The following is a 24,726-nucleotide window of genomic DNA, read 5'->3' as shown; positions in this document are numbered from 1 at the left end:
TCTACCAAATTACGCTCAAACGACTTTTTATGATTAGCTTTTTTTCTTAAACAAACTTCCTTTTCTGTAGAAGTCAACAACTATAGCAAGCACAATAACAGCTCCTGTTACAGCTTGTTGTAAGAATGAATTAATTCCAAGGATTGCTAATCCACTTTGGAATACTTGTATAGTAAATATTCCTACCATAGCTCCACCGATGGTTCCTACTCCTCCACCGAATTGTACTCCACCCATGATTGCACCAGCCATTGCAAATAGATCTGGACCATTTATTTCACTTGGAGCACCAACATTTATACTAGACATTAGTAATATACCAGCTATTGCAGCTAAAACACCTTCTATTGCATATACCTTTATAACATGCTTGTTTACATTTATTCCTGATAATCTTCCTGCTTCCTTGTTTGATCCAACCACATAGCAGTATCTACCAAATCTTGTATTTTTCATTAAGTAAGCCATCACTAATACTATTATGATAAATACTATAGTGTTAGTGTGTATTATTGATATTCCAACTTCTGTGTTAGAAATATTATAGAACCAATCTGGAACACCCTTTATATAAATCCCATTTGTGAAAAATAGTATTAATCCTCTTATCAAATAACTTGTACCCATAGTAAGTATAAAAGATTCTAACTTAAATTTTGTAATTAATACTCCATTAAATAATCCCCAAACTGCACCTACTAATAACCCTGCAAGTAAAGAAACTGGTACGCTAACCCCTTTTACGGCTAGATAGGCTACTGTACATCCAGAAAATGCAGCTATTGCACCAATGGAAAGATCAACACCTCCAGTTATTATTACCATAGTAATAGCAACAGTTAAAATTCCCACTGTAGGAATTTGTCTTAAGAAATTTGAAGCATTTGCTGCCCCCAAAAAGTCCGGGCTTGCTATTGAGAATACTAAAATAAGCACTACAAGTACTAGATAGATTGAATATTTGAGAAATAAGTTTTTAATATTAAACCCTTCCTTTTTCATCTTAATACCTTCTTCTTGTACAATTTTATTATTAATTGTTTGATTCATCTTTATTAATCCCTCCAAGCGTAGCTAATTTCATAATCTTTTCTTGTGTCGCTTCTTCTCTGCTAAGTTCTCCAGTGAGTTTTCCTTCACACATAACATATATTCTATCTGACATACCTAATAACTCAGGTAATTCAGAAGACACCATTATAACTACTTTGCCCTTTCTAACTAGATCATTCATTATGTGATATATTTCAGCTTTAGTACCAACGTCTATTCCTTTAGTCGGCTCATCAAAAATAAATATTTCCGAGTCCGTATTTAACCATTTAGCTAGTATTAATTTTTGTTGATTTCCACCTGATAGTGTTCCTGCCATAACATCAAGATTTGCTGTTTTAATCTCAAGTGCGTCCTTAAATCTTTCTCCAGTTTCCCTTAACTTTTTATGATTTAACACAAAATCTTTTAAGTTAGTTAAAGTTATATTATCAAGCACACTCATTACTAGAGATAATCCTTGGCTTTTCCTATCTTCTGTTAAAAGGCAGATACCATTATTGATTGCATCCATAGGTGAATTAATCTTAACTTCCTTCCCATTGATTTTTATCTTACCTTCACTTATTTTATCAGCGCCAAATACAAGCCTCATAAGTTCTGTTCTACCTGATCCAACCAAACCAGCTAGTCCTAAAATTTCACCTTTTCTTGCTTTCAAACTAACATTCTTAACTCTACCAACATTATCACTAATATTTTCTACTTCTAAAACGTATTCTTTAGGCTCAAAAATCTCCTTAGGAAATAGCTCTGTCAAATCTCTTCCTACCATCATATTTATAAGTCTTTCCTGAGTTATCCCTTCTAGTTCACAGCTTTCAATATAAGTACCATCTCTGAGTACTGTAGCTCTATCACAAATATCAAAAACCTCTTTTAATCTATGTGATATATATATTGCTGCAACACCTTCCTTTTTTAGTGTTTTTATAACTTTAAAAAGGTTTTCAACGTCCTTCTGAGATAACGATGTTGTTGGTTCATCAAAAATAATCGCTTTTGCATTTAAACTTATTGCCTTTGCTATTTCCACCATCTGTTTCTTTGCAGTTGGAAGCTGCATAACTAGGTCAGTAGCTTTTATATCTATTCCTAATTTTTTTATTATAGAATCTGTATCTTCGTGTAATTTCTTGTAGTCAACAATGCCCAAGGCTTCATTTTTATATGGTAGTCTTCCCATATAAACATTTTCTGCAACTGTCAATGTCTCTGCTAGATTTAGCTCTTGATGAACAAATCCAATACCTAATTGTGCAGCTTTAGTTGGATTAATAACTCCACAATCAACTCCTTCAACAAATATTTGACCTTCATCCTGTGTATGAACTCCTCCAAGTATTTTCATTAAAGTTGATTTTCCAGCACCGTTTTCTCCTAATAAAGCATGTACTTCACCTTTTTTAATTTCCAACTGTGCTCCCTTAAGAGCATAAACTCCTGGAAATCTTTTATGTATATTTTTCATTTCTAAAAATACATTACTCAATTCTAACCACCTCAACTTTCACTAATCGTTTTCATGAACATTTTACAATAATATATTAGTTAGTTATATTTAATATCTTTACCTGTACATTTGAAATTTTTACTTTTTAAATAATGATTAAAAAGTTATTAAATCTCTAAGAATACGTTTGCTAAACTCTCATCTTCAAAGCGTTTAACATCGTTTACATTTGTTATTTTACAGTAATGCATTAATTAATTATATGTAATATCTTTACCTCTACATTTGAAATCTTTACTTCTTAAACTTATTTTAAAAAGTCGTTATTTATTAAATTTAATAGAAACTGTTGCTAAACCAACAGATTTAGTTTTGTAGAACCTCAATTTTATAAATATAATTCTCTGAAGAATAAAAAAATCGCAGGCGACTATGGTTAAGTTCCGTATTGTGCTTCGCACTCTTTTCATAGGTGTAGATTTTTTTCACGCATCTGCCTTTTCGAACGCATGTGAGAAAAATCTGCACATCAGAAATAGCGGCTCTGCTGCATATAAGAACATTTTTTACTAGAATATAAATTCCTAAATAAGAACAAAAGTGGCTGCGCCACGCTCTTTCTTTATACCATTTTTTACAGGTCAATATCCTTATAACCATTGGTATCACTGGCTTTCAAAATCAAAAAATTCTATACTTTCCTAGACAATAAAAAAAATGTGAATTCCGAAGAACTCACATTAATTGTATGATTAAATTATGTTAATAGATAAATCATTCATTAAATTTATTATAAAAGACAGTTTGGGAAATATCTTTTCTTTTTTCGTGGTTAGGATTTGGTTTAGCCTCGTTACTTGGATAACCAATTGGTAAAAGACATACTGGTTCAAGGTCTGTTGGTATATTAAAAGCAGCACGTATAGCAACAGGGTCAAAATGGCCCACCCATGTTGATCCTAAACCAAGCTCAGCAGCTTGTAGCATCATATGTGTAGCAATAATACTTCCATCAATATCAGTATGGATTTTTCCATCATAACTACGCTCCCATGCTTCATTTTTATCAGCGCATATAAGTAAGGCTAACGGTGCATTAAAATGATAAATTGTGCAAGTTTGTAGTTTAGCAAGAGCATCCTCACTTTCAAGTACCAAAATTCTTTGCGGCTGACGATTTGCCGCAGTCGGAGCTAATTGGCCTGCTTTTAAAATTAAATTTAAATCCTCCTCACTGATTTTCTTTGTATCAAAACTTCTCACAGAATATCTTTTGGTAGCTAATTCTATAAATTTCATATATACATCTCCATTCATTTAAGTTAATATCTTTATACCTCATCTATTATAACTTTGTAAAATATTTTATGCTTAAATTTATATAATAAGAATATATTACCCGATTAGACTAGCTCCTATTTCAAATGCCTTTTGGCAATCTGAAGTTAAAATCATATAAATTAATCATTTCAGTTTCAATTTCTTTATCTTTCGCCGCTTCTTCCACTCTATCTAAATCTTTTTGATTTAACTTATCTCCCCTCTACATATGAAAAATAATCAAAATCTGCATACTTATTCATACCTGATAAGTCCTGGCACGCAATTCCTACAAAAGCACCGGTGAAAGCCCATGAACCTTTAATCGCATCATCTGACAATGTACTTGCGTCATAAACTTTGCCTATAGGCCTCCACTCATCCTTATTGGTAGCAAAGAAAAATCTAAGTTGCCTAAAATTCACTTCCACTTTTAGATAAATACGTTCTACATCAGTTATCAAGATGTTATCATCCTGAGTCATGGACTCTGATAAATCATTATTTATGCTAGCTAGAACCCCTATGCATTTGCCTCCTAATTCTTCATCCATACTTATCCTCAAATAATAATAGTTTTCTGTGTTATAATAGCAAATTAATCCTGCAAGCTGCAACGTTATTTCAGGTTCAAATTCAACACAGGTTTCGGCAGAATAAACAAAGTTCTGCTGGCGTCTTGCTATCATACTTTGTGTAAACTTGGAAAACATTGATTCTTTTCCATATAACCTTAAAAATCCTGGCCTTTCAGTAAGTGACATAAAGGTTTCCGCTGGAACTCTTAAGGACTGAAAATTTATATTTAATAAAGTATTATTGAAATCGTCATACTGTGAAACTAAGACATCTTCTTCATTATTTGATTCACTTTCACTGTTATTGTTAATTTCTATTTCCCAAGAAGGTAAGTTATCTGTGTCAGAACATAAATAAAGCCAATCATCTTCACGCCATTCCACCTTTTGTATAGCCGTTTCTCTTCCTAAAATACAGCGATCTGTTTCAGGAAGAGGTCTTCCACAAAGGTGAACCATAAACCATTCATTATTAGGACCTTCCACAATGCTTGCATGTCCTGCTTTTTGAAGAACCTTATGCATATCACTTCCCACAGAAGTAAGAATTGGATTTTGTGGATGAACCTCATAGGGACCCGTAAGTTTTCTCGAACGAGCAAGTGTTACTGCATGTTCATAACTAGTGCCTCCTTCGGCCGCCATCAAATAATAATAGTCATTATGCTTATATATATGAGGACCCTCAGAACAACCTAAATCTGTCCCTTTAAAGATATTCATTGCAGGACCAGTAAGGCATTTGTTTTTTTCATCATATTCTTGTAAAAGATGACCAGCAAAATTATTCTTTCCTATACGATTATCCCATTTCATGTTTATAAGCCACTTTTTTCCGTCATCGTCATGGAATAGAGATGGATCAAAACCACTCGAATTAAGATACACAGGCTCTGACCACTCACCACAAATATCGCTTGAGGTTACCAAATAATTGTGGGTATCTTTAATGTGTCCGTTGTTGTTTACTATTGTATATATTAAGTAAAAGATGCCATTATCATAGGACAGACATGGTGCCCAAATTCCACCCGAATCAGGAGTTCCTAACATATTTAGCTGAGAGACTCTATTCAAAGGATGTGCTATAAGCTCCCAATTCACTAAATCCTTAGAATGATGAATTTGAACTCCTGGAAACCATTCAAAAGTAGAGGTTGCAATATAGTAGTTATCCTCAGCTTTACATATAGATGGATCTGGATTAAATCCCTTTAAGATTGGATTTTTAATTTTTAACATAATTATCCTCCTTAAGTTAAGAATTTTATATATAGAAAGACTACAGAAAATATTGAAAGGTCTGACTCCAATGGACTATTGAAATCAGACCTTAGCATCATAATCTTTCATTATTTCTCCTGTCTACTTGACAGAGTGAATTTCAAATATGAAGTACCTTTTTATAAATCTTCAAGATACATATTTATCATAATTTCGATTATTAAGACAACTCTACTTTTTGTAAAGTGCCATCATCATTGTACTTTATTTCAGTGTATTTTACACAACGTCTATTATCAGCTCCACCAGACAAAGAACTATCATGATAGAATAAATACCATTTACCTTGGAACTCAACAATTGAGTGATGAGTTGTCCAACCAATTACAGGATCAAGTATTTTCCCTTTAAATGTATAAGGTCCCTTTGGATTCTTACTCATAGCATATACTATGCAATGTGTGCTACCAGTAGAGTATGAAAGATAATAATTTCCATTATATTTATGAACCCATGGTCCTTCAAAATATCTTCTTTCTTCATCACCAGCAAGTATAGGATTTCCATCTTCATCAACAATTGATATCTCCTCTGGAGCTTCTTTAAATGTAAGCATATCATCATTTAATTCAGCTACTCTTGGACCTATAGCAGGTGCTGTAGCAGCAGGACCATCTCCATCTGGATTAAAAGTGCCAGTTTGCCATTTTTCTAGCTGTCCTCCCCAAAGGCCTCCAAAATAAACATATGATCTATTATCGTCATCCATTAAAACAGCAGGATCAATGCTATAGCTTCCAGGTATATAACCTTCTTGCGCTTTGAATGGTCCCGAAGGCGATTCACTAGTAGCTACTCCAAGTCTAAAGATATCTTCTTTATCTCTTGCCGGGAAAAACAAGTAATAAGTTCCATTCTTATAAGCAGCATCTGGAGCCCATAATTGTTTACTTGCCCATGGAATATCTTTTAAGTGCAGTGCTTCTCCATTGTCGATACAAGGTGAATTAGTATCATCAAGAGATAAAATATGGTAATCTTCCATGTTATATTGGTCACCATTATCGTTTGAAATCTGTACTTGGTCAAGATCATGAGAAGGGTAGATGTAGATTTTACCTTCAAATACATGAGCAGAAGGATCTGCCGTATAAATATGAGTTACTAGAGGTTCGTTTTGTTTTGCAATATCTTTCATATGATTCTCTCCTATCTTTTCTTTGAATATTTATTTACGAGTCAACTTACGATTATTCTTTTATAATTACGATTTAAGCGTTTAATACTTAATTTAAATCTTCATATTAATTCAATATTTACTTCCAATGGTGCTACTGAGGTAAGCTCAAAGCTTCTCTTATCTGGTTGTGATACCCCTACAAATAATTTGAATTGCTTACTATCAAGAAGCCTTTCTCCGTCATCATTTACAACTTCGAATGATTTCTTATCCAATTTCATTGTTACAGTTTTGCTTTCTCCTTTTTTCAATGAAACACGTTTGAATCCTGCGAGACTATGATTTAGTACAGCATATTTTGATTCTATATCTTTTACATAGCATTGAACTACTTCTTCAATATCATATTCCCCAGTATTTTTAATCTCTATGCTGATATCAAAACTCTCAAAGCCAGGCTTAACAAAAGGCACTTGTAAATTAGATAATTCTACTGTTGAATAAGTTAAGCCATACCCAAATGGATATAAACTCTCATGCTCTAAATATCTATAAGTTCTTCCCTTCATTGAATAATCAGTAAACTCAGGAAGCTTAGCTGCGTCTTTATAAAAAGTTACTGGTAACTTTCCACTTGGTGAACATTTTCCAAATAATATATCTGCTACAGCAGTTCCTCCATGGCTACCTGGATACCATGCATTTAAAATAGCTGCACATTTTTCTTCTGCTCCATTAAGTGTTAAAGCACTTCCTGCTCCTAAAATCACAATAACAGGCTTTCCAACCTCAATTACTTTTTCAAGTAAATTTTGTTGCCTTCCTGGCAAGTTCAAATTCTCTTTGTCTCCTGCCCCGTAGCTATTACCAGCATCACCTTGTTCTCCTTCAATTGTGGAATCTAATCCTAGGCATAATACAACTACATCAGATCTTTCTGCTACTGAAATCGCTTCTGATAATCTATCATCTGGTCTTGCTAAATCCTCCACTTTATCTTTAAATAGGTGACACCCTTCAGAGTAATACACTCTCACATTATCACCAACTGCATTATGAATTCCTTCTAATATTGTTGTATACTTAGATGCTGTTCCTGAGTAATTTCCCTTTAACATTATCTCACTGTTTGCGTTCGGACCAATCACTGCAATTGATTTTAAATTTGATTTATCTAATGGAAGCGTTCCATTATTTTTTAGTAATACCATGGATTTTCTAGATGCTATCAATGCAACTTCGTTATGTTCTCTAGAATCGTTTACTTCATATGGTATCTTGTTATATTCACAATCTTCATCAAACATACCTAATTTAAATCTTGTTGTCATTAATCTTTCTGCTGCTGTAGTTATTTGTTCTTCAGTTACTAAACCTTCTTTATAAGCTAATAGCAAATTAAGATACATATTTCCGCAGTTAAGATCACAGCCATTTTCTATAGCCAATGCTACTGATTCAGTTGCAGTACTTGTAACCATATGGTGTAAATGAAAATCTGCAAGAGCCCAGCAGTCAGATACTACATGTCCTTTAAATCCCCATTTGCCTCTTAAGATATCTTTCAACAAAGTCTTACTACCACAACATGGCTCCCCATTTGTACGATTATATGCTCCCATTACACTTTCAACATTTGCCTCTTTTACACATGCCTCAAATGCTGGTAAATATGTTTCATATAGATCCTTCTTGTTAACTACCGCATTAAATTCATGCCTTAACCCTTCTGGTCCGCTATGAACTGCAAAATGTTTTGCACAAGCAGCTAACTTTAAATATTTTCCTTCTCCTTGCAATCCTTTTATGAATGCAACCCCTAATCTCGATGTTAAATAAGGGTCTTCCCCGTAAGTTTCATGTCCACGTCCCCATCTAGGATCTCTAAAAATATTTATATTTGGAGACCAATAAGTTAGTCCCTTATATATGCCTCTGTCATCTTTTTTGCTGTATTCATTGTATTTAGCACGTCCCTCTGTAGCAATAATATTTGCAACCTTTCCAAGGAATTCATCATCAAATATAGCGGCTAAACCAATCGCTTGAGGGAACACAGTTGCTGTTCCAGCTCTAGCTACCCCATGAAGACCTTCATTCCACCAATTATACTCGGGTACATTTAAGTGCTTTATTGCTGGTGATTGATAAGTTAATTGCTCCGCTTTTTCTTGTAATGTCATTTTAGATACTAATTCTTTTGCTGCCTTTACTGCAAATTCATGAGTATTTTCTTGCTCGCCATTCATCTATATCCCTCTATTCCTTAAATATTTATGGAGATTAAAATTTATAATACAATATTCACTTCGTAATTTAATAATATAAAATTTATGGTTGACTTAACAAGAAAGTATTTATATAATTGTAGACAAAATTTACTCTCTTGGAGGTATTCTATGTTAAAATACGAGTCGCATCACTTTGGAGAAAACACTCTTTTTTCCCACTACCATCCAATTAGCCTTAATTACCCTGTTCATCTACATCGAAGCTTCGAGTTCATATCTGTTATTGATGGAGATCTTCAAATTTCTGTTAATAATAGAAATTTTGAAGTAAAAAAGGATGAATGTATATTAATTTTGCCTTACGAAATCCACTCTCTCTCAACTAATAAGTACTCTGATGCTCGTATTTGTATATTTTCCCCTGAATATGTAAAAACATTTGACAGCATGATCTATGGTAAATTTCTCGAAAATCCAGTCTTTAATTTATCACATAACGCGCGATCTCTTATACTAGACAAAATTTTCAGAGATAATGTCAATGTTCTCGAGATGAAAGCTTGTCTTTATTTGCTTTGTTCTGAAGTTATGGAACATACGCAATTACTTGTAAGCGTGAAAAATGATTATGAATTATTACATAAAATCCTTAACTATATTCAAAATAATTTTACTAAAGATATCTCATTAAAAAGCATTGCAGATGAATTTTGCTACAGTTACAATTACCTATCCAAATATTTAAATAATGTACTCGGAATATCGTTTGTTGATTTTGTTAATCAGAATAGAATTAATTACGCGGCATATTTATTAAAAAATACAGAGGACACGATTACTGATATTACTTATAAATGTGGCTACTCAAGCATCCGTTCATTTAATAGAAACTTTCTTAAGATTATGAATATGACTCCAAAAACTTATAGAAACTTTTAATCTACAGTTAATTAAATACTAAGCGATGGAAATTCCAGTATTCTCAAACGTCTATAAATGCGATTACTATTTTGTCCATTGTATGAATTTCAACTTATTCATATTGATATTCTTGGTTATAAATAATTAAAATCAAGAGTATCAAAAAATATAAAACTTTGCATAGCTAATGAAAGTTATACTGGAATTTATAATAACTTTAAGTGGGAAAATATTAATAAGGTTAAAGCTAAGAAACTAAAGTATTTGAAACGTAGTTAAAATAACAGTATTAAAATAAATGTAAACATTATTTTAATACTCTCTTATCTATTCAGTTATTGTAGAAGTAACTGTCATAGTATTCTAATTACTAATGGCGCAAATATATATGCTAAAATCAATAAAACTTCTACCCAACCAATACCATAAAACATGCCTCCAACACCCTCAAGTTCACTTTTATTTTCTTCCTTATCATTCATACCGTACTTTCCTCCATGAATTTAATGATATTAGAATTATTTCCCTTGGTATTAAGATTTAAACTACATTAAAACAATTCATTTTTAGTATTTCATTAATTATAAAAAATACAAAACCAGGGTTTATTTTTAAACCCTGGTCTGTTTCGAAACAAGTGTACTTATGGGGACTTTAAAATCATTTTCGGACTAATCCTAAAATATTATTGTTAAAATCAATGTCCATGAGAACCACCTCTTTCAGTTATTATTGTGTGTAATATAAAATTAAATATACTAGAATATAAAACCATATATTCCACATAGTATTATTTCTTCTATTAAAAAGCTTATAATTTTTTTCATCATAATAATTTATATGCACTAGTTAATGCTCAATTAATGGCTTGTAACTTCCAAATTCACCTTTCATAATAAATTTCATAAATTAGCGTTGAAAATCCTATTTCAATGGATATAATTGTAATAGGAGGTGTTTAAATGGAATCGAATAAACTAAACACTAGACTTTCTTTAGTCGGGGCATTGCTAGGCTTAACATTATTCATTATGGGTGGATTATTGAATACTATACTAGATCGTTATATAATAATTATCCCAGCTGTTACTATAGTAATTAGTTTGATATCCTTAATAAAATCTAAAAAAACTGATATAAAAATTAAAAGTTATTCTTCTCTTGGGTTAATACTTGGACTATTTTACTTTATTTTATCTTTATATGAATTATTAAAATTATAAATTTGTAAAGCCCTTATATTCTAATATTACACTTGCAAGAGAAAAACATGCCTTGCTATTTTCACTTAAGTGCAAATGGTAAGAACATGTTTTATTATTTTCTGGCTAATATCATTGTTTTTATATCTTCATAAAACTATATGATTTATAGATACTAATTTACAGATAATATAAAAACATCAGTTCGAATTTTTGCGATAAAAAAAATACCTAAATACTTTTATTAATACTATTCATATATTCATTAATTAACTTATCTAACTTTATACTAAGTTCTAATAATTCCTTATCATTTGTAATTATTTCCTTATTCTTAATTAATATATTTAATTCCTCTCTAGTTCTTTCAAGTTCACTCTTTATACCCATAGCTTTCGTTCTTCCTTATTCCTTAAATTTATACTTTATCCATATTATACAATAATAATGCATTAATTTCAAACATATGTTCGTATATTTCTTATAATTATGATTCTGGCACTATCAGCCTCCATTACGGACTTTCACCAATTAGCACGCGCCCATGCTGGGCAAACTACAAAAAAATAAGAGCTTATATTTTATAAACTCTTATTTTACACAATGATGTCTCAAGTTCTTATGTGTCCTATAAATATTTACATATATTTATAGCTACATAGGAATATAGTTATCTTTTTAAATATGTTTCTATGAATAAAGGTATATATTTACCTTTGTTCATATTAAACTTTAAACTGGTGCTCCAAATACATATTAGAGCTTTTCAGTTTTTTACTTCTTAGTCTTAAAAAAGTCAAGGCAGCCCCGATTAAGCTTATTACTGCAGCCGCTATATATACAGTTCTCATAGCATATATAAAAGCATCATTTCTTCCTGCTACAAAATCTGTAACACGGTATCCAATTATAGAACTCATCATGCTATATAAAAGCGTTGTAGCTAAAGCTATCCCACATACCATTCCCAAGTTTCTTACAAGAGCATTTACGCTTCCTGCAATTCCAAGTTTCTCTTTCGGTACTGTTGACATTATCAAAGAATTATTAGGCGATTGAAATAATCCCATACCAATAGACATAATTCCTATGAATATTATTGTGATTATTACAGTTGAATTTACATTTAAAGTGGACATTAATATTAAACCTAGGCTTATAAGTATCAAACCTATGAAGGTTAAAAGCTCTGAGCCAATTTTATCTGATAGGCTTCCACTAAGAGGTGCTACTACAGTTAAGAGTAATGGATAAACCATCATTATTAATCCAGTATGCTCGGGTGTATAATTCATTACATCCTGAAGATAAAATGGCAGAATAATATTGTTACAGAAGATTGCCACAAAAGTTACAAATGCACAAAATATACTTAAAGAAAATAATTTATTACTAAATATATTCAATTGTAATAGAGGATCTTCTTTTTTCTTTTCCACAAAAATAAATATTATAAATGAGATAATTGCTATGGCAAAGCTCAATAAAATTATTGGATCTGAAAAGCCAATGTTTAAACCTTCATCTAAAGCTCCAAAAAGTGGAACTATTGCAAACATAAATAATACAGCTCCTAAGATATCTAATTTTCCCTTAACTGTTTTATTCCCCTTCGGCAACAATTTAATAGCATAAAATAATGCTATTACTCCAATAGGTACATTTATCAAAAAAATATATTCCCAACTTGCTGCGCCTACTATTAGTCCTCCAAGTCCTGGTCCTATTAGAGATCCTAAAGCTACAGAAGTACCTAAAAATCCAAGAGCTTTTCCTCTTTCATGTGGAGGGAATGTTTCTGTAATAATCCCTTGATTATTAGCCATAGTTCCAGCAGCGCCTATAGCTTGTACTATTCTTGCTAAAATAAGTATTGGAAAAGATTTTGTTATACCACATAACAAAGATCCAAGGGTAAATAATCCTAATCCAAATGTGAACATCTTGGATTTTCCAACCATGTCTCCAAGTCTTCCAAAAATCAATACTGTCCCAGCGATTACTATTAAATAACTTGTTGCAACTAATTGTATACTAGATGTTGTTACATTTAAAGCAATGGCCATTTTAGGTAATGCTACATTTACAATGCTACCATCTAGGGCAGACATAACTGTAAACATTAAAACTATTACCAATATAGACCACTTGTTTCTATTTTTTGCATTTTCCATCAATTTTCCTCCTTTATCACTTGTCACTATTTAGCTTACATAGCCATATTACCTTAATTCTCAAATTCGTTTAATCTTCGAATATTGATTAGAATTTTCTTTAAAGACTGCATTGTAATTAACATTTCTGCTTCTGATATATCTTGTGTTATTAAACTCATCAACGTTTGAACATCTTCATGAATTTTTGGCAATACTTCTTTAGCTTTCTCTGTTAAATATAATTTATAAGATCTACTATCTTTTTCATCTTGTTTTTTATAAACATAACCAAGATCTACTAATTTTGTAATTGTTCTTGCAGACATTGCCTTGTCATTACCAAGTTCTTTGCTTAAGCCGTTTTGGCTTATACCTTCGTTTCCTTCAAGATTAAACAAATATGGGCTGGAACCACTGCTTAATCCATATTTTTTTAAGGCCTTTTCTAAATACATTTGCTTATATCTAAAAATTTTACTTGTAATCATTATGAGGTTCATGCTTTCAACATCCATAATCATTCTCTCCTTATAATATAATTGATTAGTCTACTATATTATATTTACACTATGTTGACTTGTCAACTTTTATAATGGAACATTTTTACTAAATAGAATACAAATATTCTATTTATATTCATATAATCTTGATCATCATACACCCCGTTCTCACAACAGACTTATATAAATTACTTTTGAATAATCTTTTTAATTATTGAAAGCATCATAGTTGATCTCTTACTACAAAGTGATAATATAACAGCTCCTTATCAATATTTACTTATAAACATTATCAAATTTATACTTTTAAAATTTATCATCTTATCATATCCCAATATAATTGACCAATCAACAATACTTTGTCATCGTCAAGTTGACTAGTCAATCTATTTGTTTATTTTTACATATTTTATGAAGATGAAGCAAAAACTCATTTAACTCATAATTGGTAATAATGATGATATGGCTATAGATGCAATTAATCATTTGTTATAATCTTGCAACGCTTCATCTTCACATCTTAGTTCTCCACTGTCCTTCAAAATTATTTTTACAAACTTATTTATATTTTTTATCTAGCCATAACAGTTCATTTAAAATTCTATATATCTCGAAACGCTGTGTAAGTCTTTTTCCACTCTAAGTAGCACACTCCTTCTTTATATTATTATCTCCCATCCACGCTCGCATAAAGCGTTGGTTGCATCGCCCTATTTGATTACAATATAGCTGGAAAATTAACGTCTTATACGGTAGTTTGAGGTATGATTTGGACAACTAAAAAATATTAAAAAATGCCTGAGTGCTTAGTTTTACTTAGCACTCAGGCATTCTTCACATCTTATTTCATGGCGGAGAGAAGGGGATTTGAACCCCTGATAGAGTTGCCCCTATACACGCTTTCCAGGCGTGCTCCTTCGACCACTCGGACATCTCTCCATATAGTATTTAATGCTTTATTATAATATCATATAATTGTTATCGATTCAACTGAATATTTTATATATAGAAATCCTATCATTTAATATAATAGAATCTATTTATTCATATTCAATATAAACCATCATCCTTCCATTTTCGTAATTAATGCAAATAATAGGCAGAAATACTTAAAATTTAAGTACTTTTGCCTACTATAAATTACTTCTAATTTAATTAGCTATCATTTCTATAATGAAATAGATAGTAATAACACAAAGTTATCTCTTAAAGTGCTTATATAAACTTATTTATACATATACTCTCTAGTCCATGGTAAATCGTTGTTTACTCCTTTATTGAATACAAATTGATGAATACTTATATTTCCGGAGTTAAAAGATGCTGCACAAGCATTTAAATACAATCTCCACATTCTTATAAATGTTTCATCCTTAGTCTTCCTTATCTCTGGCAATGCATTCTCAAAATTCTTTGCCCAATGCTCCAAAGTTCTTCCATAATGAAGTCTTAAGTTTTCTGCATCGATTAAAGTGAACTTTTCATCCGACATACAATTGATTAGCTCTCTAACTGCTGGAACATATCCACCTGGAAATATATATTTATCAATCCATGTATTATTTCCTCCAACCTCTGTTGATGTTATGCAGTGGAGTAAAGATACACCTTTATCATTTAATAAGTTATTGACATTTGAAAAATACTCTGCAAGATGATCTTGCCCTACATGTTCTAACATTCCCACACTAACTATTTTATCAAATGTTCTATTTTTTAGTTCCCTGTAATCTACAAGTTCAACTTCAAGAAGATCCTCTAATCCTTCACTTTTTATTCTTTCTTTAACTTTTGCTAATTGTTCAGAACTTAAAGTTATACCCATCGCTTTTACCTTATATTTTTTTGCCGCAGATATTATCAGTTCACCCCAACCACAACCTATATCAAGTAGTGTTTCTCCTTCTTTTAAGTTTAACTTTTTAAGAATATGTTCTACTTTATTCTTTTGTGCTTGAGTTAATGAATCACTTTTGGATTTGAAGTATCCACATGAATATGTCATAGTATCATCTAACCATAACTTATAAAAATCATTTCCAATATCGTAGTGGAACTCAATATTTTTCTTGCTATTTTTGATACTATTTGTAGCCATCCTTAGTAAATTTGCATATTTGTCACTATTACTCAAAAAACTTTCCTGATTATTATATAAAGATTCTATAACCTTTTGAATACTTCCTTCAATATCTATTTTTTTAGTCATATAAGCTTCACCAAATGTTAATGAAGGATCCTTTATAATATCGGCTTTAGGAATAGGCTCATTAAATATTATTCCAAATTCTGGATTCCCTTCCCCATAAATTTCTGAACTTCCATCCCAAAGTTTTAATTCAAAAGTATCTGAAAATAAATTCTTAAATAATGTTTTGTAAAATATTTTATCAATAATCATGATAATCATCTCCCCATTTAAAATTAATTATTAAATATAGAACTTTAAACAGAAATATGCAAATTAAATTTCTAAATAGATTCTAAACAATATGATTTAATTCCAAGTGTTTTTGTGCTGCAATTGAAGCTGCACTAGAATTGTGGTCTTTTAAAGCCTTCCATATTTCTTCATGATGGTCTTTAACAAGTATTTTATTAATAGTATGAACTTTTGAATTTTCAATATATTTTTCAACCAAAGAAGATATAGAAAACATTATAGTTGAAATTAAGTGATTGCCAGTAGCTTGCGCTATTTTATAATGAAATTTTTTGTCTAATATAGCACAGGCTTGAATATCTGAATTATTATTTAATTCGTCCATTATTTCCTTCAATTCTATAAGTTGTTCATCAGTTATATTTTTAGCAGCGATAGCTGCTGTTTCTGGTTCAATTATTTTTCTAAGCTCAAGAACATCCTCACTTTTGCTTCCTAGAAGTAAGAATACAATAGATAGAGGTTCAAGCAGACTATTTTCAAATTTTTCATTGATAAAATTCCCTTCCCCATGCTTAGATTCTATAAGTCCAAGCATTTGTAAAGATTTTAGTGCTTCTCTAACAGATGCTCTGCTAACCTCAAGCTTCTCGCATAAATCTCTCTCCGATGGTAATTTATCTCCACTCTTTAGTTCTCCTCTTTTAACAATTTCTTTTATTTGCTCTATTACTATTTCATATATTTTTGTACTCTTCACAGGACTTAACATCGATATCATCCTCTCAAAACTTTATATGTTTGCTTTTGATAAGTAGTTAAGTAATTCGTTGTAATTTTTTTCTGCTAACAGTTCTTTATTTTTTGAATTCTCTATTTTATGATTATGTATACTAATATTTTTTCTAAAGCTATCCAATGTGTTCATAATAGCAATTTTAAAAAGAGGAATACTATCAATTATTCTCTTTATTCCATATACATATTCATCATCGCTCAGTTTAAAACATTGAAATAATCCAGAGGTCAACCTCCCATCAGAAAAGATATAGATATATCTATCGCTCATTTCATCGGATAAATTAACTTCTATTTTATGCTTATATAGTCTAAAAACAACATCTCTACTTTTTATAAATATTGGAAATATACTAGAAAAAAGCATCGCCATATTATTATCTTCCTCATCAATTAAACCAGAGAAGTCATTTTCATTAAGTTTCATTATAATTTCATCTGTAAATATGCTATTTTTTATTTCTTTTCCTAACTTTACTTTTAACCTCTGTTCTCTCTCTTCAATTAATAAATTATCAATAGAACTAAATAACTTATTAATTGGACTCTCTCCCTTTTTGTAGTTATTTTTATCTCCACTCAAAGATAATACCCCCTAACTAATTTAAAAATACTGAAAATAAACTCCATAATACAGGTGCTATCAGTACAGTCACAATCCCAGAAATTGCAATAGTTAAACTACTCATAGCTCCTTCAATTTCACCTATTTCCATAGCTTTTGCTGTCCCAACAGCATGTGATGAACTTCCCATGGCAATTCCCATTGCTACTTTATCATTTATCCTTAATATTTTATATAGAAATGGTCCAATGATAGAGCCTAATATTCCAGTAATTATAATAGCAACAACAGCTACAGAAGGAAGCCCTCCTAACTGTTTAGATAATGCCATTCCTATAGGAGTTGTTATAGATTTAGGAATTAATGATTTTGTAAGCTCGCTTGAAAGATTAAATGCCTTCGAAAGCAGAATTACAGATATCATTCCAGATACAGCTCCAAATAAAATACCTAATAAGATAGGTAAAGCATTTTCTTTAAACAAAGAAAACTTTTTATATAATGGTAATGCTAATGCAATAGTTGCTGGAGCTAAAAAGAAAGAAATTATTTGTCCCCCGCTATTATAATCATCATACTTAATATTAAATTTTAATAAAAATGTAATCAGAATTATTATCGCTATAAGTAATGGATTAAATATTGAAAGCTTAAGTTTTTGTTTTATTAAAAGACCTATTTCATAAGCAATAATAGATATTAAAACCCCGAAAACAGGTGAATTTATCATATCATTCATTTTGAAGTCACCTTCCTTAAAAATTTAACAACGTAGGCAGTCACAATCCAAACTACAAATGTGGAAATAACAATTATAGTGGAGAAAGGTATAATCTTACCTTTAATTGCTTGGAAGGATGTCACTAACCCTACCCCTGCTGGAATAAATAAGAATGACATATGAGATATTAATACCTCACATATATCTTCAATCATCTCAACTTTAACAATTCCAAAATATAAAGCTAAGAAAAGAAAAATGAGACCTAAAACTGTCCCTGGTATAGGTAATTTAAAAACTACTTGTACTATTGTTCCTAAAAAATATGATACTAGAATAATCATTAACTGCTTTAAATACTTCAACTAAAAATCACCTCTTGTGTAAAAATCATTGGTATAGTGGTCTGACCAGTTGTTATTACTATATCATATTTATTTTTATATCTCAACTTCATAATATTCTAAAAATGTGATTTTATTCCCCATATTTCCAATTGGCTCTCACTAACTACCTATATCTTTACTAATCTCTTTAAATAAGAAAAGCACCTTAAATCTAATACTTTTAAGATTTAAAGTGCATATTTTATTTCCATATTGTAATGAAATTAAAAATTAATTCTATTTTAACTATATATATTTTTTATAATTTATTTATACTTATTTCTTCTCTGGCAAAAAAATTCCAACATGATATCCGAACATTCTTTATCATATAGCCATTTGGTACTTACAAAAGAATTTAACCATTTATTATCTGTAACATCAATTACTGAACCACAAGCACCCATATCTTTATTAAATGTTCCTATATATACTTTAGATATTCTACTCTGAATTATCGCCCCCGCACACATAGGACAAGGTTCTAATGTAACATACATCTCAGCTCTATTTAATCTCCAATCTCCAATAAATTTCGAAGCTTCTTTAATGGCTAAAATCTCAGCATGAGCAGTACTATCATTTAAGGTTTCTTTTAAATTATGAGCTCTTCCTATTATTTTATCATCCAATACAATTACTGCTCCTACTGGAATCTCCCCTTTTTTCATTGCCATCTTAGCTTCTTCTTTTGCAATTTTTAGAAAATCAACCATCTGTAATGCTCCCATCATGAATTTTCTTGACTAAATATTTTTAATATTATATATGTTCCTTTCTCAATATTCTACCATATAATAAAAATATAAAATCATAAGTTTCATACTCATTATTATCAACTTATATTCAATGATCAAATAAAAATCCAAAAATATAGAAGGGATATATTTAAAATATCTCCCTCCTATATATGAATTCATCTAGCTCGGCTTAATTTAATTCGTTTAGTGTCGGCATTGAAGCTATAGCACCGTAGTTAGTGCATGTTATTGCGCCTACCTTATTTGCAAATGAAATTATATCTTTCCATCTATCAAAACTTATACTCTCTTTGTCATCAATATCAGATACCTGTCTTAATACAGCTCCAACAAATGCGTCTCCTGCACCAGTGGAATCTACTTGCTTAATTTTTATAGATGGTATTACTTCATTTTTTCCATTAACACTTAAGTATGTGCCCTTAGACCCTAAAGTAACTGTTACAACCTTAACTCCAATTTCATGTAACTTGTTAACAGCGCTTTCTATATCTTTTTCTTTTGTTATTAAATATAATTCTTCATCACTTAGTTTCGTAAAGTTACTGTATCTCAAGAATTTAACACAATCCTCAACAAACAGCTCTAACTTGTCTTGAGTGATTAGTGCATCGCGGTAATTAGGATCAAATGATACATATATGTTATTAGATTTCGCATATTCTAATAGTTTAAAATATGTCTTTTTTAACTCTCCCTCTAAAAATCCCGTTGCGGACCCGAAATGAATTATATCCGAATTACTTATCTTTGATAAATCTATATTATCAAACGAATATTCCCCATCACTACCTCTTAAGAAGTCAAAGTTACGTTCACCATTTGCATCAATTCCAACTAATGCAATTGTTGTACTTCCTCTTTCTACGGTCATCTCAGTATTTATATTCAAGCTTTTTAGCAGCTCAACTAAGTGCTTACCAAAAAAATCATTACCTACTTGTCCTAAAAAATAAGCATTACCTTCTAATTTACAAATACTCGCTGCTACATTTGCTGGTGCTCCACCTGCTTTTTTCTCAAATTTCTCTCCATTTTTTAAACCTTTATTATCTACACAAACCATATCAATTAAAAGTTCCCCAATGCAAAAAACATTATTATTCATACTTCACACTCCTTAAGTTCCACATATTTAGCTCATTAATTGTAACTTTTCTATCATTTCTTATTTCAAGTTCTAATCCTTCACTCTTAGGGTAATATGTTAATGTTGTTACTTCCAATCCATCTTGATAATATATTTCCATCACCGAATTGTCAATAAATACATTCATTTTTAGTTCTTTTAAAGAATTTAATTTGAATTTTCTTATACCTTTTCCGCCAATATTCATATTACTTCTATCAACTGTACATAGTTGTTTTTTATTATCATATGTTATAGAAATATACTCGTCATTAAATTTAAATTTAACTTCTGTAAATTCAACATTCTCAACTTCTATACTTATCATTATTTCTACTGAACGAGACTCTAAAGCTAAATTGTAGTTATTCAAAGTTAATCCTTTAATATCTATTAATTGAGTTTCTCTTAAATTTCTAATTTCATTAATGGGCTTTTGATAAAGGACATTATTCTTATACTCTAAAACTCTAGGTATAGTTAGTGAATACATCCATCCATTCTCATATGTCGGATATTCAGAGTCCCTATCTGGCATTCCAATCCATCCAATCATTATATTTTTACCATTATGATTAAATATTTGCGGAGCATAAAAATCAAATCCCATATCTAATTCTTTAAATCTGCTATGATTTTTCAACTCAACACTCTTTATATCTAGCTCACCAATTACATATCCGGACTGATATAAATTTTGATTTTTCAATTCTTCTTTTTCTAAACCTTGTGGTGAAAATATCAATGCGTGTTTATCTTTACTTATCCTTATTATATTAGGGCATTCCCACATGTATCCAAAGTCTTTCATATCGGTTTTTAACTCACCAAGCAAATTCCATTTAACTGAATCTATTGATTCATAAATTAAAGCTCTTCCTTTTAAATCTTCACTTTGAACACCTAATATCATGTAATAAGTGTCATCTTCTATAAATACGTATGGATCTCTAAAGTGAGATGTATATCCGTTTGGTTGTTTATCTATAATTACTCCATGTTTCTCTATTATTCCATCTTTATTACAAGTGGCTAAGCACTGATATGACTCTCTTTCACCATTTGGACCTTTTACGTTTCCTGTGTAGTATAACTTTAACTCATTATCTTTAATCAATGCACACCCTGAATAGCATCCATTTCTATCAAACCAATCTTGTGGTTTTAACGCTATTTTGGGCTTAGTAAAGTTAATGAAATTGGTTGTTGTTACTAATCCCCAGTGCTTTGTTTTATGCTCACATCCAAATGGATTCCATTGATAGAATATATAAAACTTATTGTCGTAATAACTTAATCCATTTGGGTCATTGATCAGACCAAACGGCATCTCAATGTGAAAGTTGTTTCGCCATATACTCGTTTCTTTATTACTGTAATAATTATTTAAATTTTGGTTTATTTCCTGGTATGATTTTGGGTTTGGCATCTTTCCTCTTCTCCTATTAATTTAATTAATCCCACCCACACTTTCTCTTTCTATTAGCCTCAAGGAAGTATCCTTATTCTCTTCTAACTCTTTTCCCTCTATTAAATCTAGAATTCCTTGAGCTGCTTTTATACCAATTAATTCATAATCAAAAGCTACTGTTGTAAGTGTAGGGTATGAAACACTTCCTATATCATATCCTCCAAATCCAGCTACTGAAATTTCTTCTGGAACTTTAATATTATTTTCATGTAAATATCTAAGTACTCCTAAACAAATATTATCAGTTGCACAAACTATTGCTGTGGGCTTATATTCTAATATCTGGCTAGCCTTACTGTATGCATTAGTAAATGAAAAATCAGTTTCAACAAATTGAACATTACAATCTGGATTATCTTTCTTCACGGCATCAATGAATCCATTTTTACGATCCACTCCTACTGCTATATCCCATTCATTTACTCCTAAAAATACTATATTTTTATGCCCCTTAGATTTAAAATAACTTCCAAGTATTTTTCCTGCTTCATAATCATCTATTTTTATATAATTAGTAAACTCATTTTTTTGTCCTGTAAATATAGTTGGAATACTAAGCCTACTAATTAATTGAATATGCTTTTTAGTAATAGCCATAGAATTAATAATTATTCCATCAACTCCTTGCTGATAAAGGCTATTAATGTTTGCTAGTTCTTTCTCTATATCTAATTCACTGATCAAGATAATTCCTTGATAATCATTTTCCATTAATTTTTTATTGATACCAGTTAATACTTTGCCTATTGTAACAGAATCGATTCTAGGAATTACAATTCCAACTAATCCACTTTTTTTAGTCTTTAATCTCTTTGCAAAAAAATTAGTTTCAAATCCAGTCTTTTCAATCGCTTCTTTTATCTTCTTAGCATTTTCTTCGCTCACATATCCATTATTCAAATATCTAGAAACACTACTCTTTGAAACATTAACCATATTAGCAATATCTTGAATTGTGACTTTTCGATCCATATTATCCTCCATATATGTTTTATATAAATATTATTATATATCATTAATACATATTATTGAAAAGATAACTTATAAACTTATATGGATATTAATATATAAAATATAGCTTTATATAGCTTGATAGATTTAGCAAGCAAAATTATCCCTACTAAATCTATCTATAATTCATCTAAATATTTTTTATTATTCCTATTCTTCTGGCTTGAAGAAGAACAATGTTAAGCAAAAAGCAACAGCTATAGCTACAACGTTAACTAAAATGTAACTTCCAAGATTGTTCACATATAATAGCATACCTGGTAATGCTGTAATTCCCATTCCTGTACCTGCTAGATGAAGTATTCCTGAAAGCATCCCTCCAACTGCCCCTCCTGCACATCCAAATATAAATGGCTTTATGAATCTTAAGTTAACGCCAAATATTGCTGGTTCAGTAATACCTAAAAATGCTGGAATTGCTGATGAAATATATAATGAGCGCTTCTTTTTATCTTTTGTTTTGAAGGCTACTGCTAAAGCTGCCGCACCTTGTGCTACAATACCACAAGTTATCATTGCATTAAATGCATCTTTTCCTGTGCTAGATAGTAATTCAACTTCTAAAGCATTTAATGCATGGTGAACTCCAGTAACAACTATAAGTTGATGTACTCCTCCTACAACTAGTCCACCTAATCCAAATGGAAGCCCCATGAATCCTTTGATTGCTCCAAATATTAATTGCTCAGCATTATGCATAATTGGCCCAACTATTAATAATCCGAGTACCATTGAAAATAATAATGTAATAAATGGAGTTACTATTAGATCTAATACATCCGGAACTACTTTCTTAAGTGCTTTTTGAGTTTTAGCTGCAATAATTCCTAATACTAATGCTGGCAACACAGACCCTTGATATCCAACTACAGGAATATTTAATCCTAGTATAGTTAGATTAATTGGAGTTGCTGTTCCCGCTGCCACAGCATAAGCATTTGGTAAACTCGGTGATACAAGCATTAATCCTATTACTATACCTATTACTGGTGTACCTCCAAACTTTTTCATGGTTGACCATGCAACTAATGCTGGTAAAAATGCAAAAGCAGTATCTGTTAATACTTGAGTAAAGAGAACAAAATTCTCATTCATTTGAACTCCTAGATTTGTCAAAAGACCTCTTAGTCCCATAAACAAACCTGTTGCAACTAATACTGGTATTATAGGTACAAATACATCTCCAAAAGTTCTAGATATTTTTTGAATTAATGTCATTTGGCTATAAGCTTCCTCTTTATTATTTCCAGTTACTAAGTCAGAATTTTGTCCAACTATGACATCATAAACTTTATTTACAAATCCTGTTCCAAGAATTATTTGGTATTGCGCTGCCGAGAAAAATTGTCCTTTTACACCATCAATATTTTCAATAGCTTTTTCATTTATTTTTTCCTTATCATTAAGTATAAGTCTTAATCTAGTTGCACAATGTTCTACTGATTTTATATTTTCTTTTCCACCAATATTCTCTAGAATTTCTTTTGCTACTATTTGTTCCTTCATTAATGTCCCCTCCTAATTCAATTAACCTCGAAAACCGTTTTCATGTTAATATGATACCAGTTCCATACATAATGTGTCAATACGTTTTTTACCTAAATAATAAATTATATAAATTTCCTTTCTCCCCCATGTACAATGCATGGTTTCTAATACATTATCCATTACGCCTCCCTATTC

The 24,726-nt window shown here is 30.7% G+C and carries 22 protein-coding genes, 1 tRNA gene and 1 pseudogene; 2 read left to right on the top strand and 22 right to left on the bottom strand.

What is annotated here, in order from left to right:
- Window positions 1-33: 33 nt before the first annotated feature.
- From ACJDTP_RS09575 to ACJDTP_RS09545, 7 genes and pseudogenes are all read right to left on the bottom strand, one after another.
- Window positions 34-1,050, bottom strand: a complete 1,017-nt coding sequence (locus tag ACJDTP_RS09575) for an ABC transporter permease (RefSeq protein ID WP_077839605.1) — start codon at window positions 1,048-1,050, stop codon at window positions 34-36.
- A complete protein-coding gene (locus tag ACJDTP_RS09570) occupies window positions 1,034-2,545 on the bottom strand; it encodes a sugar ABC transporter ATP-binding protein (RefSeq protein WP_077839604.1) in 1,512 nt (503 codons plus the stop codon). Before ACJDTP_RS09570 ends, ACJDTP_RS09575 begins: the two co-directional genes overlap by 17 nt.
- 735 nt (window positions 2,546-3,280) lie before the next feature.
- A complete protein-coding gene (locus ACJDTP_RS09565; protein ID WP_406761031.1) occupies window positions 3,281-3,805 on the bottom strand; it encodes a nitroreductase family protein in 525 nt (174 codons plus the stop codon).
- A gap of 142 nt (window positions 3,806-3,947) precedes the next feature.
- Window positions 3,948-4,037 (bottom strand): annotated as a pseudogene (locus ACJDTP_RS09560) (flavodoxin family protein); the annotation flags it as partial.
- A 1-nt stretch (window position 4,038) separates the two neighbouring features.
- A complete protein-coding gene (locus ACJDTP_RS09555; RefSeq protein WP_406761030.1) occupies window positions 4,039-5,646 on the bottom strand; it encodes a glycoside hydrolase family 43 protein in 1,608 nt (535 codons plus the stop codon).
- A 202-nt stretch (window positions 5,647-5,848) separates the two neighbouring features.
- The gene (locus ACJDTP_RS09550) at window positions 5,849-6,826 is read right to left on the bottom strand and encodes a glycoside hydrolase family 43 protein (RefSeq protein WP_406761029.1); all 978 of its coding nucleotides are present in this window, start codon (window positions 6,824-6,826) and stop codon (window positions 5,849-5,851) included.
- Window positions 6,827-6,927: 101 nt separating this feature from the next.
- Complete coding sequence (locus tag ACJDTP_RS09545; RefSeq protein ID WP_406761028.1) at window positions 6,928-9,057, bottom strand: glycoside hydrolase family 3 C-terminal domain-containing protein; 2,130 nt, start codon at window positions 9,055-9,057, stop codon at window positions 6,928-6,930.
- A gap of 150 nt (window positions 9,058-9,207) precedes the next feature.
- On the opposite strand from ACJDTP_RS09545, the gene ACJDTP_RS09540 reads away from it, so the two are divergent.
- Complete coding sequence (locus ACJDTP_RS09540; RefSeq protein WP_406761027.1) at window positions 9,208-9,978, top strand: helix-turn-helix domain-containing protein; 771 nt, start codon at window positions 9,208-9,210, stop codon at window positions 9,976-9,978.
- 335 nt (window positions 9,979-10,313) lie between these two features.
- Here ACJDTP_RS09540 and ACJDTP_RS09535 read toward each other — a convergent pair whose 3' ends face one another.
- Complete coding sequence (locus tag ACJDTP_RS09535; RefSeq protein ID WP_278045933.1) at window positions 10,314-10,442, bottom strand: hypothetical protein; 129 nt, start codon at window positions 10,440-10,442, stop codon at window positions 10,314-10,316.
- Between the two features lie 480 nt (window positions 10,443-10,922).
- Between ACJDTP_RS09535 and ACJDTP_RS09530 the strand changes: the two genes are divergently transcribed.
- The gene (locus ACJDTP_RS09530) at window positions 10,923-11,183 is read left to right on the top strand and encodes a hypothetical protein (RefSeq protein WP_103698398.1); all 261 of its coding nucleotides are present in this window, start codon (window positions 10,923-10,925) and stop codon (window positions 11,181-11,183) included.
- A 210-nt stretch (window positions 11,184-11,393) separates the two neighbouring features.
- Here the strand turns inward: ACJDTP_RS09530 and ACJDTP_RS09525 are convergent, their stop codons facing one another.
- The 14 genes from ACJDTP_RS09525 to ACJDTP_RS09460 form a co-directional block, all read right to left on the bottom strand.
- Window positions 11,394-11,552 carry an aspartyl-phosphate phosphatase Spo0E family protein gene (locus ACJDTP_RS09525; protein ID WP_023974926.1) on the bottom strand — a complete coding sequence of 53 codons (159 nt, stop codon included), beginning with the start codon at window positions 11,550-11,552 and terminating at the stop codon, window positions 11,394-11,396.
- A gap of 335 nt (window positions 11,553-11,887) precedes the next feature.
- Complete coding sequence (locus tag ACJDTP_RS09520) at window positions 11,888-13,336, bottom strand: MFS transporter (RefSeq protein ID WP_406761026.1); 1,449 nt, start codon at window positions 13,334-13,336, stop codon at window positions 11,888-11,890.
- Window positions 13,337-13,389: 53 nt separating this feature from the next.
- A complete protein-coding gene (locus ACJDTP_RS09515) occupies window positions 13,390-13,833 on the bottom strand; it encodes a MarR family winged helix-turn-helix transcriptional regulator (protein ID WP_406761025.1) in 444 nt (147 codons plus the stop codon).
- Between the two features lie 834 nt (window positions 13,834-14,667).
- Window positions 14,668-14,757 (bottom strand) — tRNA-Ser (locus tag ACJDTP_RS09510).
- 286 nt (window positions 14,758-15,043) lie between these two features.
- Window positions 15,044-16,219, bottom strand: coding sequence for a class I SAM-dependent methyltransferase (locus tag ACJDTP_RS09505; protein ID WP_406761024.1), 1,176 nt, complete (start codon window positions 16,217-16,219; stop codon window positions 15,044-15,046).
- A gap of 82 nt (window positions 16,220-16,301) precedes the next feature.
- Window positions 16,302-16,973, bottom strand: a complete 672-nt coding sequence (locus ACJDTP_RS09500; RefSeq protein ID WP_406761023.1) for a FadR/GntR family transcriptional regulator — start codon at window positions 16,971-16,973, stop codon at window positions 16,302-16,304.
- 21 nt (window positions 16,974-16,994) lie between these two features.
- On the bottom strand, window positions 16,995-17,582 hold the full coding sequence (locus ACJDTP_RS09495; protein ID WP_406761022.1) for a hypothetical protein: 588 nt from the start codon (window positions 17,580-17,582) through the stop codon (window positions 16,995-16,997).
- 16 nt (window positions 17,583-17,598) lie between these two features.
- Window positions 17,599-18,303 carry an LrgB family protein gene (locus tag ACJDTP_RS09490; RefSeq protein ID WP_077830653.1) on the bottom strand — a complete coding sequence of 235 codons (705 nt, stop codon included), beginning with the start codon at window positions 18,301-18,303 and terminating at the stop codon, window positions 17,599-17,601.
- Window positions 18,300-18,650 carry a CidA/LrgA family protein gene (locus tag ACJDTP_RS09485; RefSeq protein ID WP_077838480.1) on the bottom strand — a complete coding sequence of 117 codons (351 nt, stop codon included), beginning with the start codon at window positions 18,648-18,650 and terminating at the stop codon, window positions 18,300-18,302. The genes ACJDTP_RS09490 and ACJDTP_RS09485 overlap by 4 nt, the downstream gene beginning before the upstream one ends.
- A 287-nt stretch (window positions 18,651-18,937) precedes the next feature.
- Entirely contained in the window at window positions 18,938-19,387 is a 450-nt protein-coding gene (locus ACJDTP_RS09480) for a nucleoside deaminase (RefSeq protein ID WP_012061157.1), read from the bottom strand.
- A gap of 214 nt (window positions 19,388-19,601) precedes the next feature.
- Window positions 19,602-20,540 carry a carbohydrate kinase family protein gene (locus tag ACJDTP_RS09475; protein WP_406761021.1) on the bottom strand — a complete coding sequence of 313 codons (939 nt, stop codon included), beginning with the start codon at window positions 20,538-20,540 and terminating at the stop codon, window positions 19,602-19,604.
- On the bottom strand, window positions 20,533-21,990 hold the full coding sequence (locus tag ACJDTP_RS09470) for a glycoside hydrolase family 32 protein (RefSeq protein ID WP_406761020.1): 1,458 nt from the start codon (window positions 21,988-21,990) through the stop codon (window positions 20,533-20,535). The genes ACJDTP_RS09475 and ACJDTP_RS09470 overlap by 8 nt, the downstream gene beginning before the upstream one ends.
- A gap of 21 nt (window positions 21,991-22,011) precedes the next feature.
- Entirely contained in the window at window positions 22,012-23,004 is a 993-nt protein-coding gene (locus tag ACJDTP_RS09465) for a LacI family DNA-binding transcriptional regulator (RefSeq protein ID WP_017212311.1), read from the bottom strand.
- Between the two features lie 189 nt (window positions 23,005-23,193).
- Window positions 23,194-24,549, bottom strand: a complete 1,356-nt coding sequence (locus tag ACJDTP_RS09460) for a sucrose-specific PTS transporter subunit IIBC (protein WP_065417898.1) — start codon at window positions 24,547-24,549, stop codon at window positions 23,194-23,196.
- Window positions 24,550-24,726 lie beyond the last annotated feature (177 nt).

Source organism: Candidatus Clostridium helianthi (assembly GCF_045310795.1).
In the GTDB taxonomy this organism is placed as follows: Bacteria; Bacillota; Clostridia; order Clostridiales; family Clostridiaceae; genus Clostridium; species Clostridium helianthi.
This window is presented reverse-complemented; position numbering and strand designations above follow the sequence as displayed.